At 70.8% G+C, this 14,436-nt stretch carries 14 protein-coding genes; 9 read left to right on the forward strand and 5 right to left on the reverse strand.

Features of this window, described 5'->3' with window-relative positions:
• Positions 1-23: 23 nt before the first annotated feature.
• Positions 24-659, reverse strand: coding sequence for a LysE family translocator (locus tag F0L68_RS21115; RefSeq protein ID WP_149851356.1), 636 nt, complete (start codon positions 657-659; stop codon positions 24-26).
• Between the two features lie 48 nt (positions 660-707).
• On the opposite strand from F0L68_RS21115, the gene F0L68_RS21120 reads away from it, so the two are divergent.
• The gene (locus F0L68_RS21120; RefSeq protein ID WP_149851357.1) at positions 708-1,481 is read left to right on the forward strand and encodes an enoyl-CoA hydratase-related protein; all 774 of its coding nucleotides are present in this window, start codon (positions 708-710) and stop codon (positions 1,479-1,481) included.
• Between the two features lie 104 nt (positions 1,482-1,585).
• On the opposite strand, the gene F0L68_RS21125 is transcribed toward F0L68_RS21120, so the two are convergent.
• From F0L68_RS21125 to F0L68_RS21135, 3 genes are all read right to left on the reverse strand, one after another.
• Positions 1,586-2,551 carry an SGNH/GDSL hydrolase family protein gene (locus F0L68_RS21125; RefSeq protein ID WP_188316712.1) on the reverse strand — a complete coding sequence of 322 codons (966 nt, stop codon included), beginning with the start codon at positions 2,549-2,551 and terminating at the stop codon, positions 1,586-1,588.
• A gap of 222 nt (positions 2,552-2,773) precedes the next feature.
• Entirely contained in the window at positions 2,774-3,307 is a 534-nt protein-coding gene (locus F0L68_RS21130) for an NUDIX domain-containing protein (RefSeq protein WP_223198995.1), read from the reverse strand.
• A gap of 21 nt (positions 3,308-3,328) precedes the next feature.
• The gene (locus tag F0L68_RS21135) at positions 3,329-4,744 is read right to left on the reverse strand and encodes an amino acid permease (RefSeq protein ID WP_223199015.1); all 1,416 of its coding nucleotides are present in this window, start codon (positions 4,742-4,744) and stop codon (positions 3,329-3,331) included.
• Positions 4,745-4,874: 130 nt separating this feature from the next.
• Here F0L68_RS21135 and nucS point away from each other — a divergent pair, with 130 nt between their 5' ends.
• The 5 genes from nucS to F0L68_RS21160 all read left to right on the forward strand — a co-directional run bounded on the left by nucS (position 4,875) and on the right by F0L68_RS21160 (position 10,806).
• On the forward strand, positions 4,875-5,534 hold the full coding sequence (gene nucS / locus F0L68_RS21140) for an endonuclease NucS (RefSeq protein WP_149851360.1): 660 nt from the start codon (positions 4,875-4,877) through the stop codon (positions 5,532-5,534).
• 259 nt (positions 5,535-5,793) lie between these two features.
• Positions 5,794-7,497, forward strand: coding sequence for a sodium:solute symporter family protein (locus tag F0L68_RS21145; RefSeq protein WP_149851361.1), 1,704 nt, complete (start codon positions 5,794-5,796; stop codon positions 7,495-7,497).
• A gap of 19 nt (positions 7,498-7,516) precedes the next feature.
• Positions 7,517-7,810, forward strand: a complete 294-nt coding sequence (locus tag F0L68_RS21150; RefSeq protein ID WP_149851362.1) for a hypothetical protein — start codon at positions 7,517-7,519, stop codon at positions 7,808-7,810.
• Positions 7,811-8,081: 271 nt separating this feature from the next.
• Complete coding sequence (locus F0L68_RS21155) at positions 8,082-9,116, forward strand: DUF3558 family protein (RefSeq protein ID WP_188316713.1); 1,035 nt, start codon at positions 8,082-8,084, stop codon at positions 9,114-9,116.
• Between the two features lie 157 nt (positions 9,117-9,273).
• On the forward strand, positions 9,274-10,806 hold the full coding sequence (locus F0L68_RS21160) for an aldehyde dehydrogenase family protein (protein WP_149851364.1): 1,533 nt from the start codon (positions 9,274-9,276) through the stop codon (positions 10,804-10,806).
• A gap of 61 nt (positions 10,807-10,867) precedes the next feature.
• Here the strand turns inward: F0L68_RS21160 and F0L68_RS21165 are convergent, their stop codons facing one another.
• On the reverse strand, positions 10,868-11,854 hold the full coding sequence (locus F0L68_RS21165; protein ID WP_223198996.1) for an ABC transporter substrate-binding protein: 987 nt from the start codon (positions 11,852-11,854) through the stop codon (positions 10,868-10,870).
• 216 nt (positions 11,855-12,070) lie between these two features.
• Here F0L68_RS21165 and dhaK point away from each other — a divergent pair, with 216 nt between their 5' ends.
• Genes dhaK through dhaM form a run of 3 tightly spaced genes read left to right on the forward strand, consistent with a single transcriptional unit; the run spans position 12,071 to position 14,436 of the window.
• Positions 12,071-13,072 (forward strand): dihydroxyacetone kinase subunit DhaK, encoded by a 1,002-nt coding sequence (gene dhaK, locus F0L68_RS21170; RefSeq protein ID WP_149851365.1) that lies wholly within the window; start codon positions 12,071-12,073, stop codon positions 13,070-13,072.
• Positions 13,073-13,075: 3 nt separating this feature from the next.
• Positions 13,076-13,720 (forward strand): dihydroxyacetone kinase subunit DhaL, encoded by a 645-nt coding sequence (gene dhaL, locus F0L68_RS21175; RefSeq protein ID WP_149851366.1) that lies wholly within the window; start codon positions 13,076-13,078, stop codon positions 13,718-13,720.
• Entirely contained in the window at positions 13,717-14,436 is a 720-nt protein-coding gene (gene dhaM, locus F0L68_RS21180; protein WP_149851367.1) for a dihydroxyacetone kinase phosphoryl donor subunit DhaM, read from the forward strand. The genes dhaL and dhaM overlap by 4 nt, the downstream gene beginning before the upstream one ends.

A 14,436-nucleotide genomic window follows, 5' to 3' on the forward strand; every position in this document is an offset into this window, starting at 1 on the left:
GAAGGCTTGATCAATCCGATGCGTCAGGCGTCGAGCGCGACCCGGAGGCCGAGCGCGACCAGCACGACTCCTGTCGCCCGCTCGAACGCGATGCGCACCCGCCGCCTGGTCAGCACCCGGCCGAATGCGGCCACGAGCAGCGAGAACACCCTCCACCACAGTACGGCGATGCCGAGGAAGATCGCGGCAAGCACGGCCGAGGTCGCCATCCTCGGTTCGCCGGCCGACACGAACTGGGGCAGCAGGGTCAGGAACAGCAGCGCGATCTTCACGTTCAGCACGTTGCTCAGCACGCCCTGGCGGAACGCGGAGCCCCGGCTGATGGCGTCGGCTGCCTGTTCGACCTCGTTGACCTGCCCGACCGGCTGGGCGGCGCGGCGGGACTTCCACAGCGCGGTCGCGCCGAGGTACACCAGGTACGCGGCCCCGGCGAGCCGCACCACGGTGTAGGCCGACGCGGAGGCGGCCAGCAGCGCCGACAGACCGACCACGGCGGCGGTGGCGTGCACCGCGATGCCGGCGCAGCAGCCAAGACCGGTCCACCAGGCCATCCGGGAACCGCCGCGCACGCCGTTGCGCAGCACCAGGGCCATGTCCGGCCCGGGTGTCACCGTGAGGACCGCGACGACGACCAGGAACGGCAGCAGCTGCGTGGGCACCCGGTCAGGCTAACGCGGGTCCCGGCCGGGTGGGACTAGCGTCGTCGTGTGACCGACTACCAACACCTGATCGTCGCGCGCGACGGGGACGTCGTGCGCATCACCATGAACCGTCCCGCCCGCCGCAACTCGCTGTCCGAGGACCACCTCGCCGAGCTGCTCGCGGCGTTCCGGGAGGCGGGCGAGTCGGACGCCACCGGCATCGTCCTCGCGGGCAACGGGCCGGTGTTCTCGGCGGGGCACGACTTCGGTGACGTGTCCTCCCGCGACCTCGACGGCGTCCGCAGGCTGCTCGAACTGTGCACGGAGCTGATGCGCACCATCGAGTCGGTGCCGCAGGTGGTGGTCGCCAGGGTGCACGCGCTGGCCACCGCGGCCGGCTGCCAACTGGTGGCTTCCTGCGACCTCGCGGTGGCCGCCGAGTCGGCCGGGTTCGCGCTGCCCGGCGGCAAGGGCGGCTGGTTCTGCCACACCCCGGCGGTGCCGGTGGCGCGGGCCATCGGCCGCAAGCGGCTGATGGAGATGGCGTTGACCGGGGACGTCGTCGCCGCGCACACCGCGGCGGAATGGGGCCTGGTCAACCACGTGGTCGCGGACGAGGAGCTGGACGCGGCGGTCGACGCGCTGCTGGCCAGGGCGACGCGGGGGAGCAGGTCGAGCAAGGGGTACGGCAAGCAGACCATCTACGCCCAGCTGGACCGGCCGGAGGCGGATGCCTACGAGATCGCCGTCGAGGCGATGGCCGCCGCGTCGCAGACCCCGGCGGCCAAGGAGGGCATGGCGGCGTTCCTGGCCAAGCGCCAGCCCGTCTGGCCGGACTAACGGCCCGACTCACGACTTCGACTCAGGACTCCGACTAACGGCCCCGGTCCCGCGAACGCTGGCCGCGTGTCCGCCGCCGCCCCGGCCCCAGAACGACCTGGGCCTCAGGCCGATGGGCAGGCCGGCAGGCGGAGTTCCTGGTTGGGGCTGGTCGGCCTGGTCTCGTCGACGACGCGTTCGAGTTCCTGCTGCGTGACCGGCCGGTTCGCCATCGCGCACTTGGCCAGGTAGCCCATGGCCACCGCGCCCGACTGACGGGGATGCAGGCCGGCGCCGTCGCCCGGTTTGGCGTGGCTGCCGTTGGTCCAGGAGTGCGCGTCGTCGGCGCACGCGTCGTGGCCGGTCCAGTGCCCGAAGCTGTCGACGAACGTGGTGAACTTCGCGTTGTCGGGGGCCTGGGCGGCGGCGCGCATCGCCGCGTCGAGGCGCTCGGTGAGGTCGTGGAACCAGGCCACGTCGCCGTCGGCGAGCCGCAGCCGCGTCCGGCACGGGTGGTCCGGCGACTGGGTGGCCGGCGCGTACTGGCCGTAGCCGATCAGCAACACCCTGGCGTAGGGCGACTTGTGGTGAATGATGCTGAGCGCCTGCGTCAGCGATTTGCGGACCGAGCTGACCCGCTCGTCGATGCCCTTCGCGTTGGGCAGAGTGGCCGCGCTGTCCTTGCACGGCGATTTGTCCCAGGCGCGCGCGGCGAGCCGGGGACAGTCGGTGCCGAACAGCCGCAACAAATTGATGTCGTTCGAACCGACCGTCAGCGACACCATTTTGGTGTCCTGCCGCAATGCGGCGAGCTGCGGTGGCGCCGGGTCGGCGGAAAGGAATCCGCCGCGCACCTGGGACGAATAGAGATTGTCCGCAGTGGCCCCGGAACAGGACGCGTCGGTGAAGCTCGCGACGCCGATGCTGCGGGATAGCAGCGCTGGGTAACTGTTCGCTGACCTGCCGCAACCGGGTGGGGTGGTCGGCGAGATCACGTGCGGCGCGATGCCGAGGCCGGACGGTGTCGACGAGCCGAGCGCGACATACCCGCCGAACTGTCGAACCTCGTCGGGATTCGGCGGGGACGACACTGCGGCCGACGCCCCAATTGTCCCGATGATAACGGCGCTGAGCAGCACCGACCCGACCAACAAGGCTCGACGAATGTGGTGGCTCCTGGCCACGACACCCCCTACGACCAACGTTCCGACATACCGACATGACGACGACCAGGAGCAGGACTCCCCGTCACAGTATGCGGACTTTTCCGCGATCCCCGGACGGCTTTGGCCAACACCACACCCGGAACAAGATCAGCTGTTGTGTTCGTGCAGCAGCAACAGCGTGTACGCGGCGATCGTCTGGGCGTCGGTGATCTCGCCGCGCGAGATCATCGCCTCGAACTCGGCGCGCGGGAACCACGCCGCGTTCATGTCCTGCTCCTCAAGCTCGCGCTCGGGCTGGCCGCCGGTGAGCTCCGTGGCCAGGAACACCCGGCCGCGCTGGCTGGACATGCCGGGGGCGACGTCGAGCTGGCCGAGCTCGACCATGCTGCCGGCGCGCAGCCCCGTCTCCTCCCGCAGCTCCCGTTCGGCCAGCACGATCGGCTCGACGTCGGCGAGGTCGGGCGCGGTGCCCTGCGGGAACTCCCAGCGGCGCATGCCGAGCGGGTAGCGGAACTGCTCGACCAGGTGCACCCGCTCCCCGTCGAGCGGGATGACCAGGGCGTAGTCGGGCTTGTCGACCACGCCGTAGATGCCGGTCGACCCGTCCGGCCGGCGGATCGGGTCCTCCCGAACCGTCATCCAGGCGTTCGCGTACACCTCACGGGATCCGAGGGTCTCCACGCGTCGATCCTCCTGCATTCGTCAGCTGTCCGGCGTCGTCGTCGATGGCCGCTCGTTGAGCGCGGAGCGGCGCGCGCCATAGCTGAAGTAGATCACCAGGCCGACCACCGACCAGATGCCGAAGGCCAGCCAGGTGACCGGGGCGAGGCCGAGCACCAGCAGCACGCACAGCGCGAGGCCGAGCAGCGGCACGAACGGCACCAGCGGCGTGCGGAAGCTGCGGCGCAGCCCCGGCTTCGTTCGGCGCAGCACCAGCACCCCCACGTTGACCAGCCCGAACGCCACGAGCGTGCCGATGCTGGTCGCCTCGGCGAGCTGGCCGAGCGGCACCAGGGCGGCGAGCACGGCGACGATCCCGCCGACCACCAGCGTGTTCACCGTCGGCACGCGCCTGCGGCCGACCCTGGCGAACACCGGCGGCACCAGCCGGTCTCGCGACATGGCCACCAGGATCCTGGTCTGTCCGTAGAGGACGGTCAGCACGACGGAGGCGATGGCGATCACGGCTCCCGCGGCCAGCACGGTGGCGGGCCAGCCCGCGCCGGTCACCTTCGCCAGCACGGTGGCCAGCGAGGCGTTCGAGCGGCCGAGAGTGTCGACGCCGACCGCGCCGACGGCCGTGAAGGCGACCAGCACGTAGGCCAGCGTCACCACGACCAGCGAGATGATGATGGCCCTCGGCAGGTCGCGCTGCGGGTTGCGGGCCTCCTCGCCCGCCGTCGAGGCGGCGTCGAAGCCGATGAAGGAGAAGAACACCACCGAGGCGGCCCCGGTGATGCCGGCCAGGCCCGCCGGCGCGAACGGCGTCAGGTTCTGCGTCCGGAAGCCGAACACCGCGACCACCACGAAGAAGACGAGCACGGCGACCTTCAGCAGCGTCGTGACGGTCGTCACCGCCGCGCTCTCCCGGACGCCGCCGAGCAGCACAGCCGTGGCGAGCAGCACGACGACCGCCGCCGGCAGGTTGACGACGCCGCCGGCCACGCCGGGCGCGTTGGACAGGGCGGCCGGCAGGTGCCAGCCGATCGTGGAGTCGAGGAAGGCGTTGAGGTACCCGCTCCAGCCGACCGCGACGGCCGCGACCGAGACGCCGTACTCCAGCAGCAGGCACCAGCCGCAGATCCAGGCGACCAGTTCGCCGAGGGTGGCGTAGGTGTAGGAGTAGGCCGAGCCGGACACCGGGACCGCGCCGGCCAGCTCGGCGTAGGACAGGGCAGAGAACAGCGCGGCGAGGGCGGCCAGCACGAAGGACACCACGACGGCGGGGCCGGCCTTGGGCGCGGCCGCGCCGAGCACCACGAAGATCCCGGTGCCCAGTGTCGCGCCGACCGACAACGCGATCAGCGGCAGCAACCCGAGACTGCGGCGCAGCGCGCTGTGCTCCCCGTCGGAGCTGAGCTGCTCGACGGGTTTGGTGCGGAGCAGCCTGCCAAGCAGCGGTTGGCTGGCTGCGGGCAGCGCGCGGTGACGTCGTAGGGGTGCGGACACGGGCCGCGACGTTACCCCGTTCGGCTCAGTCGGCACCCCGTGAGGGCGGCGCGAGCGGCCGCACCACTACCCTGTCGCGGTGCGCCTCGTCATCGCTCGCTGCCAGGTCGACTACGTCGGACGCCTCACCGCGCACCTGCCGATGGCTCAGCGGTTGCTGATGGTGAAGGCCGACGGTTCGGTGCTCGTGCACTCCGACGGCGGTTCGTACAAGCCGCTGAACTGGATGTCGCCGCCGTGCTGGCTGATCGAGGAGCCCGGCACCTGGGTGGTGCAGAACAAGGCCGGCGAGAAGCTGGTGATCAGCATCGAAGAGGTGCTGCACGACTCCAAGCACGAGCTGGGCGTCGATCCCGGGCTGGTGAAGGACGGCGTGGAGGCGCACCTCCAGGAGCTGCTCGCCGAGCACGTCACGACGTTGGGCGAGGGCTGGTCGCTGGTGCGGCGCGAGTTCCCGACGGCGATCGGGCCGGTCGACCTGATGTGCCGGGACTCCGGCGGGGCGTCGGTCGCGGTGGAGATCAAGCGTCGCGGCGAGATCGACGGCGTCGAGCAGCTGACCAGGTACCTGGAGCTGCTCAACCGCGATCCGCTGCTCGCGCCGGTGTCCGGGGTGTTCGCGGCCCAGCTGATCAAGCCGCAGGCCCGCACGCTCGCCGAGGACCGGGGCATCCGCTGCGTCGTGCTCGACTACGACACGCTGCGCGGCACGGAGTCCGACGACCTTCGCCTGTTCTGAGCGGTATGGCCGCCGGTCACCCCTAGCTCGACACGGTCCTCATGCCGAACCCGTCTCACGGCCGGTTTGGCGTGCCCGTGCGCGGGGTAGAGCCTCCTCGCTGTCACCCGCATGGGTTGCTGATGCCTTCCACGCGGCCGGTTTCGAAGATCCATGCCAGCCTGACCTCCTTACGGCGGTAGCCATCGGCGGTCGCGCGGGTGGATGATCGACCGGATTAGTATGGGTGCGCAACAAATTGGGTCCGGGAGGTGTGCGCGTGAGCGTGCTGGCTGGTGCGGATCTTCGGCTGAACGCAGGGCCGATCGACTACGCCCTGCTCGTCGTCTACTTCGCCGTCGTCCTCGGCATCGGCGCGCTCGCCCGCAGATCGGTGTCCACGAGCCTGGACTTCCTGCTGTCCGGCCGTTCGCTGCCCGCCTGGGTCACCGGCCTCGCCTTCATCTCGGCCAACCTCGGCGCGCTCGAGATCTTCGGCATGACGGCCAACGGCGCGCAGTACGGCCTGCCGACCATGCACTACTACTGGATCGGCGCGATCCCGGCCATGGTGTTCCTCGGCCTGGTGATGATGCCGTTCTACTACGGCTCCAAGGTCCGCAGCGTGCCCGAGTTCCTGCGCCGCCGCTTCGGCAAGGGCGCGCACCTCGTCAACGCCATCAGCTTCGCCGTTGCCGCTGTGCTGATCGCCGGCGTCAACCTCTACGCGCTGGCCAGCGTCGTCAACGTGCTGCTCGGTTGGCCGATCTGGGTCTCGATCATCGTGGCCGGCCTCGTCGTGCTCAGCTACACCACGCTCGGCGGCCTGTCCGCCGCGATCTACAACGAGGTGCTCCAGTTCTTCGTGATCGTCGCGATGCTGCTGCCGCTCACCATCGTCGGCCTGCACAAGGTCGGCGGCTGGCAGGGGCTCGTCGACAAGATCACGGCGAACAACTCCAACGCCACCGAGCAGCTGTCCTCCTGGCCGGGCAGCAACCTCACCGGCATCACCAACCCGACCATGTCGGTCATCGGCATCGTGTTCGGCCTCGGGTTCGTGCTGTCCTTCGGCTACTGGACGACGAACTTCGCCGAGGTGCAGCGAGCACTGTCGGCCAAGAACATGTCCGCCGCGCGGCGCACGCCCATCATCGGCGCCTACCCCAAGACGCTCATCCCGCTGATCATCATCATTCCCGGCATGATCGCGGCGGTGCTCGTCCCGGAGATGGGCAAGGCCAAGGCCGCGCTGCTCGCCGACCCCAACGCGGCCACCGACGTGAAGTTCAACAACGCGTTGGAACTGCTGATCAGGGACCTGCTGCCGAACGGCATGCTGGGCATCGCGATCACCGGGCTGCTCGCGGCGTTCATGGCCGGCATGGCGGCCAACATCAGCTCGCTCAACACCGTGTTCACCTACGACCTGTGGCAGGACTACGTCGTCAAGGACCGGCCGGACGAGTACTACCTGCGGGTCGGCCGCTGGGTGACGGTGGTCGGCACGGTGATCGCGATGGGCACGGCCTTCATCGCGGGCGGCTACAACAACATCATGGACTACGTCCAGACGCTGTTCTCCTTCTTCAACGCCCCGCTGTTCGCCACCTTCATCCTCGGCATGTTCTGGAAGCGGATGACGGCGGCGGCCGGCTGGTCCGGCCTGGTGTTCGGCACGCTGGCCGCGGTGCTGGTCGACATCCTCAACCGCGCTGGCGCGCTGCACCTCCAGGGGCAGGGCGCGAGCTTCGTCGGGGCCAGTGCCGCGTTCGTCGTGGACATCGTCGTCAGCGTGGCCGTCTCGCTGGCGACCGTGCCGAGGCCGGAGGCGGAGCTGACGGGCCTGGTGTGGTCGCTCACGCCGAAGAGCACCCGGCAGCACAGCACCGAGGGGGACGGCGGCGGCTGGTACCGCAAGCCGCTACTGCTCGGCATCGGCGTGCTGGTGTTGACCTTCGTACTGAACCTGGTCTTCGGCTGAGCCGAGAGGGAGGGGCGTCATGGCCCATCAGACACGCTCGGCGCGCAAGGCCGGCCTGTTCGACCTGCGGTGGATCATCGCCGTGCTGTTCGGGATCTACGGCGTGGTCCTGATCGTGCTCGGGGTCGGTTTCCGCACCGACGAGGACCTGGCCAAGGCAGGCGGGATCAACATCAACCTGTGGTCCGGGGTCGGCATGGCCGCGCTGGCCGCGGTGTTCGGGCTGTGGGCCGCGTGGCGGCCCATGGTGGTGCCCGAACGGGTCGAGGAGATGCCGCCCGCCGACGACGCCGCTGGCGCCGGCGAGCGATAGGGGCCGCCGCGGTCAGCGGCGGTGGTGCGGGTAAACCGGGTTGAACGCCTCGACGGTCCAACCGTCGATCCAGCGCACCGCGCGGCTGAGGAAGCTCCTCACAGCGGCGCTCCTTCCTGTCGTGGGTGGTCGTACACCTTACTATATCGTTCAAGTCGTCTGAATCGTTCCCGAACCGCTCCGTGACCTCGGGCACGCCGGGGGTGTCCGACCAGCGCGCAATCACGGGTTCCGTCCACAAAGGCGCGTCGAGATCGCTACGGTGCACGTCGTGCCCCGTCTGCCTCGACCAGTGCTCGCGGTCGTCTCCGCCGTCTCCGCGTTGGCCGTTCTCGCCGGGTGCGGCGCCGGTGCCGACCTCGCGAAGAAGACCTACCCGAGGTCCACCGTGCCTGCGGCGGCCGCGCCGGTCGCGTCGAAGCAGCCCGACTCGACGGCGACCCGCAGCACCGCGCCGAGCGGCCAGCCCACCGGCCCCGCCTACGCGACCGACAAGCTGCGCCTGGTCGACCCGTGCAAGCTGTTCGACCCCGCCGTCCTCAGCACCCTCGGCACGCCGGCCGAGCAGACCAACCCCGACGGCTTCTCCGGCTGCTCCGACTTCATGAAGGACAAACAGGGCACCAACCTCGGCATCACGGTGAAGGTCGGCGCGAGCCTGACCAGCGAGGTGCAGGAGGCGAACAAGAAGATCGGCGACCTGCCCTCGGTCGAGTCGAAGCTGGACGGCAGCAACGCGTGCTTCGTGACGATGGTCACGCAGGACAATCCGGCGCTCGGCGTGACGATCCAGGTCGGCCACGAGGCCGGCGATCCGTGCACGCCCGCCCGCACCGTGGCCGAGTCGGTCGCCAAGCAGCTCAAGAACGGCCCGCCGCAGCGCACCGTCGACAAGGGCACGCTGCTCACCGTCGACCCGTGCGTGCTGCCGGACCAGGCCGCGGTCGACGCCGCGCTCGGCGCCGGCTCCCACTTCTTCCCCTACGGCCTGCACAACTGCTCGTGGACCAAGGCGGGCGCCACGGTGGCCGTGGACATGCGGCCCGACTACGACCCCAAGGACAACAAGCTCCAGCCGAACCAGAAGCCGGTCGACCTCGGGAACGGGATCACGGGCTACCAGCTCGCGGAGAACAACAGCTACCCGACCTGCCGGCTCGCCTGGCTGCACCGCAAGACGACCGGCGACCCGGGCGGCGAGGTCATCGAGATCCGGTTCGACAACATCGACAAGGCCCCGTTCGACCCCTGCGAGCGGTCGCAGGCATTCGCCAAGGCGCTGTTCCCCAAGCTGCCCAAGCCCTGACCGCCGGGTGGTCTCACCCAATTGGTGTCCGGCCCAGCGAGGCGTCCGCCGATCGGCCCGACCCGACCTTCGGCGGCGGCCAAGGGGCTGACGGCGGAGACCGGGAGCCCGTACTCTCCAGTAGCACCAGCATTCTGCTGAGCATCTGGGAGGGCCGATGACGCAGACCGCCTCCGACAGTGCGCCGGTGGTTCCGGCGGCTGACTCGACCGACCGGCCCGATGCCGGGCAGCGGCAGTTCGCGTCGCTGGACCCGAGGACGGGCGAGGTCCTCGACCACTACCCGGTGGACGACGCCGACACGGTCGCGGACCGGGTGCGGGGCGCGCGGGAGGCCACCGACTGGTGGGCCGGGCTGGACTTCACCGGCCGCCGCGAACACCTCGACGCCTGGCGTCGGCTGCTGGTGCGCCGGATCGACGAGTTCGCCGCGCTGATCAGCGCCGAGACCGGGAAGCCCGCCGACGACGCGCGGCTCGAGGTCGTGCTCGTCATCGACCACCTGCACTGGGCGAGCAAGCACGCCTCGAAGGTGCTCGGCAGCAGGCGGGTCGCCTCGGGCATGCTCATGCCGAATCAGACGGCCACCCTTGCCTACCAGCCGCTCGGCGTCGTCGGCGTGATCGGGCCGTGGAACTACCCGGCGTTCACGCCGATGGGCTCCATCGCCTACGCGCTCTCCGCCGGCAACGCCGTGGTGTTCAAGCCGAGCGAGCTGACCCCTGGCGTCGGGGCGTTCCTCGCCGACACCTTCGCCGAGGTGGTGCCGGACCAGCCGGTGTTCACCGTGGTCACGGGCTTCGGCGAGACCGGGGCCGCGCTGTGCCGGGCGGGTGTGGACAAGATCGCGTTCACCGGCTCGACCGCCACGGGCAAGCGGGTGATGGCCGCGTGCGCCGAGACGCTCACCCCGGTGCTGGTGGAGTGCGGCGGCAAGGACGTGCTGATCGTGGACTCCGACGCCGACCTCGAACAGGCCGCGGACGCCGCCGTCTGGGGCGGGATGTCCAACGCGGGCCAGACCTGCGTCGGCGTCGAGCGGGTGTACGTCGTCGACGCGGTGGCCGACCGGTTCGTCGACCTCGTCGCAGAGCGGGCGCGGAAGCTGCGTCCCGGCGGCGAGCCCGGCGCGGACCTCGGGCCGATCACCATGCCGGCCCAGGTGGAGATCATCCGCCGGCACATCAGGGACGCGATCGACCGCGGCGGGCGCGCCGTGGTCGGCGGGCCGGACTCGGTTCGGCCGCCCTACGTCGAGCCGGTCGTCCTGGTGGACGTGCCGGAGGACTCCGAGGCGGTGGCCGAGGAGACCTTCGGGCCGACGCTGACGATCAACCGGGTGCCCGACGTGGACCGGGCGGTCGAGCTGGCCAACGCGAGCAAGTACGGGCTCGGCGGCACGGTGTTCGCCAGGGCGCGCGGGGACGAGCTGGCCAGGCGGCTGCGGTCGGGCATGGTGTCGGTGAACTCGGTGATCGCGTTCGTGGCGATCCCGTCGCTGCCCTTCGGCGGCGTCGGCGACTCGGGCTTCGGCCGCATCCACGGCGAGGACGGCCTGCGGGAGTTCGCCCGCCCCAAGGCGATCGCGGTCACCAGGTTCCGCAGTCCGTTGCAGCCCATGACCTTCAACCGGGGCAAGCGCACCGTCCGCACCATCATGCGCCTGGTCCGCGTGCTCTACGGCCGCTGAGGCGTGATGAAGGGTCCCTTCAGGACACTCGGTGTCTTGCAGGGACCCTTCATGGCATCCCTCAGGACGTGAGCTGCTTCTCCAGGTCCGTCAGCACGGCCTCGGCGGCCAGCACGCCGAGGCCGAGGTACCAGACCTCGTCGTTGACCGTCTTGGCGTGCCCGGACTTCACCGCGCCGAGCTGCTGCCACAGCGGGCCGCCCTGCACGGACTGCTGCGCGGTCTTGGCCGGATCCCCATAGCTGCCAACGAAGATCCAGTCGGCGTCGGCCTTGCCGACCTGCTCGGTGCTGATCTCGACGGCGAGGTCGTCGACCTGCTGCGACTGTGGCCTCGGCAGCTTCGCGTCGGCAAGGATGGTGCCGATGAAGGACTTGTCGGCGTAGAGCCGGATCTTGCCCGGCATGAACCGCACCATGGAGATGGTCGGCCGCGTGCCGAGCTTGGCCGCCACCGCGTCGCCGGTCCGCGTCGCGTGCCTGGTGTAGTCGCCGAGCAGCTGGTCGGCCTGCGCCGACTTGTCCAGCGCGGCGGCGTTCAGCCGGAAGTTCGCCTGCCAGGTGTAGCCGGGGCGCAGGCTGAACACGGTCGGCGCGATGGCCTTGAGCTTGTCGTACTGCTGCTCGGCCCGCAGCTTCGAGCCGAGGATCAGGTCGGGCGCGAGCTTGCTGACGGCTTCCAGGTTGATGCTGTTGCTGGTGCCGACGCTCGCCGGGGCGCCCGCGCGGTCGCCGATGTAGCCGGGCATGGTCGGCGAGCCCTCGGTGTAGGCGACGCCGACCGGCTTGATGCCGAGCGCCACGACGTTGTCCAGCTCGCCGACGTCGAGGACGATGACCCGCTCCGGCCGCTTGGCCAGGGTGGTCTCGCCCATCGCGTGCCGGATGGTGCGGGGGAACTCGCCCGGCTTGGCGTCGGTGCCGAACTGCGCGCTCTCGTCGCCGGCCTTCTTGAAGTCAGAGCCGCCCTGAGCCACGGCCGGCCGGTCGGCCTGCCCGGCGCCCTGCCCGCAGGCCGCGACGGCGAGCACCGCGACGGAGGCGAGCACCGCCCCGACAATCCTCCTGGTGGTTCGTGACGGCCGGTGCGGCACGGTGTTCTCCTTCGTCGAACGTGGTTTTCGTCGAACATGGTCGTGAAAGTTAGGCAAGGCTAACTATAGCTACAGGATGATGGTGTCCAACCCGCCTTGAGCTTGGAGTGTCGTGGGCGGGCTCCCTCGGGTAGGAATGGATCTCCGGACCCCGCCCTTGGGAGGCTCGCGGTGAAGAAGATCATCAACGACCCGGCGACAGTCGTGGTCGACGCCCTGCACGGCATGGCCGCTGCCCATCCCGACCTGCTGAGGGTGCAGACCGATCCCGCCGTGGTGGTGCGCGCGGACGCGGCGGTGCACGGCAAGGTCGCCGTGATCTCCGGCGGCGGCTCCGGCCACGAGCCCCTGCACGGCGGCTTCGTCGGCATGGGCATGCTCGACGCGGCCTGTCCCGGCCCGGTGTTCACCTCGCCGACCCCCGACCAGGTGCAGGCGGCCGTGACCGCGACCGACGGCGGCGCGGGGGCCCTGCTGCTGGTCAAGAACTACACCGGCGACGTGCTGAACTTCGAGACCGCGGCCGAGCTGGCCGCCGCCGAGGGCACCGAGGTCCGCACCGTGCTGATCGACGACGACGTCGCGGTGAAGGACTCGCTCTACACGGCGGGCAGGCGGGGCGTCGGCGGCACGGTGCTGGTGGAGAAGATCGTCGGCGCGGCCGCCCAGCGCGGCGACGACCTCGACGCGTGCGAGGCCCTGGCGCGCAGGGTGGTCGCCGGCGTGCGGTCGATGGGCGTCGCGCTGACGGCGTGCACGGTGCCGCACGTTGGCGAGCCCAGCTTCACCCTCGCCGACGACGAGATGGAGATCGGCATCGGCATCCACGGCGAGCCGGGACGGCAGCGCGTGCCGATGGAGCCGGCCGACGGCATCGTGCGTCACCTGCTCGACCCCATCCTCGAGGACCTGCCCTTCGTCGAGGGCGATCGCGTGCTGCTGTTCACCAACTCGATGGGCGGCACCCCGCTGGTCGAGCTCTACATCGCGCACGGCATCGCGGAGCGGCTGCTCGCCGAGCGCGGCATCACCGTCGAGCGCAGGCTCGTCGGACCGTACATCACCAGCCTGGAGATGCAGGGCATGAGCCTGACGGTGCTGAGGCTCGACGACGAGCTGGTCGAACTGTGGGACGCGCCGGTGCACACCGCCGCGCTGCGCTGGGGGGTCTGAGCCGTGGGCTGTTCCGTCGAAGGAGTCGTCGCCGCGCTGCGGTCGGCGGCCGAGGTCGTCACCGCGCACCGCGACGAGCTGGTCGAGCTGGACCGGGTGATCGGCGACGCCGACCACGGGGAGAACCTCAAGCGGGGCTTCACGGCGCTGGTGTCCAAACTGGACCTGTCCGAGCCGCCGGCCACGCCGTCGGCCGCCCTGAAACTCGCCGCGACGACGCTGATCTCCACCGTTGGCGGCGCCGCCGGGCCGCTCTACGGCACCGCGCTGCTGCGCGCGGCGACCTCCGTCGGCGACGCGGCCGAGCTGGACGCCGCAGGCGTCGCCGCGGCACTCCGCGCCGCGCTGGACGGCGTCGTCGCCAGGGGCAAGGCCGAGCCGGGCGACAAGACGATGGTGGACGCGCTGACCCCGGCGGTCGCGGCCGCCGAGGCGGCCGCCGCGTCCGGCTCGACGGTCGCCGAGGTCCTGTCCGCCGCGGCCGACGCAGCCGACGAGGGCGCGGCGTCCACGGTGCCCCTGGTGGCCAGGAAGGGCCGCGCGTCCTACCTCGGCGAACGCAGCGCGAACCACCTCGACCCTGGCTCGCGTTCCACGGCGTTGCTGCTGCGGTCGTTCGCGGAGTCGGCAGGGGGAGGCGACCGATGAAGGTCGGACTGGTGATCGTGTCGCACAGCGCGAGGCTCGCCGAGGGTGTGGCCGAACTGGCCGCCCAGATGGCCCCGGACGTCATCGTGCTGCCGGCAGGCGGCATGGCGACCGGCGGGCTGGGCACCGACTACGAGGCGGTGTCGAACGCGCTGGACCGCGCCGAGTCGGGTGCGGGGGTCGTGCTCCTCTACGACCTGGGCAGCGCGCGGATGACGGCCGAGCTGGCCGTGGAGAGCCTCGGCGACCCGAGCCGCGCGTACGTCGTGGACGCCCCGCTGGTGGAGGGCGCCGTCGCGGCAGCCGTTGCGGCGCAAGGAGATGCCACGCTGGATGGGGTCGCGGAGGCGGCCGCCGGCGCGGCCAGGGAGGCGTTCGCGGACGCCGCCGAGACCGGCGCCGCCGAGACCGACAGCGCGTCCGCCGGCGCTGGTGACCAGGAGGCGGGACCCGTCCACACGCTCCAGGTCACGCTCACCAACGAGGTGGGCCTGCACGCCAGGCCGGCCGCGTTGCTGGCCAGGACCCTGACCGGCCTGACTGCCGAGGCGAGCGTCGAGGTGGGCGACCAGCGCGCTGACGCCCGCAGCGTGCTTGGCCTGATGGGCCTCAACGCGAGGTTCGGCGACCAGGTGGTCGTGACCGCAACCGGTCCGGACGCCGAGGAGGCCCTGCGCCGCGTCAAAGCATTGGTGGACAGGAACTTCGACGAATAG

It is taken from the genome of Solihabitans fulvus (assembly GCF_008386585.1).
GTDB classification, from domain to species: domain Bacteria; phylum Actinomycetota; class Actinomycetes; order Mycobacteriales; family Pseudonocardiaceae; genus Solihabitans; species Solihabitans fulvus.

What these genes read in the sequence shown, in the direction of transcription:
- F0L68_RS21150 (WP_149851362.1), top strand. Translation starts at nt 7,517, where the DNA reads ATGGCCCATCAGACACGCTCGGCGCGCAAGGCCGGCCTGTTCGACCTG.
- F0L68_RS21160 (WP_149851364.1), top strand. Translation starts at nt 9,274, where the DNA reads ATGACGCAGACCGCCTCCGACAGTGCGCCGGTGGTTCCGGCGGCTGAC.
- dhaM (WP_149851367.1), top strand. Translation starts at nt 13,717, where the DNA reads ATGAAGGTCGGACTGGTGATCGTGTCGCACAGCGCGAGGCTCGCCGAG.